The following is a 1,668-nucleotide window of genomic DNA, read 5'->3' on the forward strand; positions in this document are numbered from 1 at the left end:
ATCTCGACCAGCAACTGGCCTTCCGTCACATCATCCCCGGCCTCGACGTGCAACTTGCGGATCTGCCCGGAGGCCTGGGCGCCGACGTCGACGTAGCGCCGCGGTTGCGGTCCAGCGGCTTGGGCGGCACCGGGAGGATCTGCCGGACCTTGCCGGTCCAGCGTCGGCCTTCGCCGCTGAGGGTCGTGAAGTAGGCCGGCATGCCGGGCTTGACCCGGCCGATGTCGGCTTCTGAAACCTGGGCCCAGACGGTCATCGGCGACAATTTGGCGATCCGCAGGATCAACGGGGTCTGCTGCTGGGCATTGAGGGTCTGGCCTTCGCGCGCATCGACCGCCACCACCGTGCCGGACATCGGTGCGTAGATGCGGGTATAGCCGAGTTCGGCTTCGTCGCTGCGCAACGAGGCCTGGGCCTGGCGGATCTGCGCCTGGTACATCTCGATCCGCGCCTGGGTGGCGAGCATCTGCGCCTGGGCGCTCTGCACGTCCTCGGTACGCGTCGCGCCGCCGGCAGCCAGCCGCTGCTGGCGCTGGTACTGCTGGCGGGCGAGGGTGTACTGGGCACGTTGCTCGGCCAGTTGGGCCTTGAGCATCTCGATCGAATAGCGGCCGGCATCGACCTTGGCCTGCTGGGTGGAGGGGTCGATCTCGACCAGCAACTGGCCTTCCGTCACATCATCCCCGGCCTCGACGTGCAACTTGCGGATCTGCCCGGAGGCCTGGGCGCCGACGTCGACGTAGCGCCGCGGTTGCAGGGTGCCGAGCGCCGAGACGCTGCTCTCGATGCTGCCGCGGCTGACGCTCACGGTATCGAAGCTGTTGCTGCGGAACGGATAGGCCTGCCAGGCGGCGAGGGCGATCAGGGGGCTGAGGCAGACTGCGACGAGCAGTGCGCGACGAGTACTACGGGTTCGTCTCATTCGGGAATCCGGCCGGTGCGTGGAGAGACCGCCGCCGCTGGATCGGCAGGCTGGGCACTGCCAGATATACGAGGCCAGGGCGGCTAAATTTAACCTGGGTTCAGAGCTGGGCGTAACGGCTGCTGATGCGGATGCTGCCGTCCTCGCGATGTTCCAGGTCCACGGGCAGGACTTTCGGCAGGGCGTCGACCAGGCTGCGGATGTCGCGGGTGCTGTAGATCCCGCCAATGCGCAGTTTCGCAGCGCTCCTGTCGCCCAGGACCAGCGGAGCGTCGAGGTAGCGGTTGATCAGCGGCAGGGCCTTGGACAGGGGCAGGTCGTCGAGTACCAGGCGGCCCTCGCGCCAGGCTAGCGTCTGGCGGGTATCCACGGCTTCGACCAACGGTTGCAGCAGGCCCGGATAGTAGCTGGCCTGCATGCCGGGAGTCAGGCTGCTGTCGTTGCCCGAGCCTTCGCTGCGGACCTTCACCGAGCCCTCGGTGACGGTGACTACCACGTTGTCCTGGTACTTCCAGACGTTGAAGCGGGTGCCGGTGACGGTGATCGAGCCGTTGCCGGCCTTGACCACGAAGGGGTGCGCGCTGTCGTGGGTGACATGGAAGTAGGCCTCGCCCCTGTCCAGGGAAACCCGGCGGATGTCCTTGAAATTGGCGAAGCTCAGCTGCGTATTGAGGTCCAGTTCGACCTCGCTGCCGTCGGGAAGAACGGCATGCCTGACGTTGCCCTCGGCCTCGTAGCGCTGGTAG

The 1,668-nt window shown here is 66.8% G+C and carries 2 pseudogenes; both read right to left on the reverse strand.

Annotated elements, in window-relative coordinates:
- Positions 1–52: 52 nt before the first annotated feature.
- Positions 53–922: pseudogene (locus FFS27_RS32485) on the reverse strand (efflux RND transporter periplasmic adaptor subunit); the annotation flags it as partial.
- A gap of 100 nt (positions 923–1,022) precedes the next feature.
- Positions 1,023–1,668 (reverse strand): annotated as a pseudogene (fpvR, locus tag FFS27_RS32490) (pyoverdine signaling pathway anti-sigma factor FpvR); the annotation flags it as partial.

Origin of the sequence: Pseudomonas sp. 2VD, assembly GCF_005503585.1 — a bacterium.
In the GTDB taxonomy this organism is placed as follows: domain Bacteria; phylum Pseudomonadota; class Gammaproteobacteria; order Pseudomonadales; family Pseudomonadaceae; genus Pseudomonas; species Pseudomonas aeruginosa.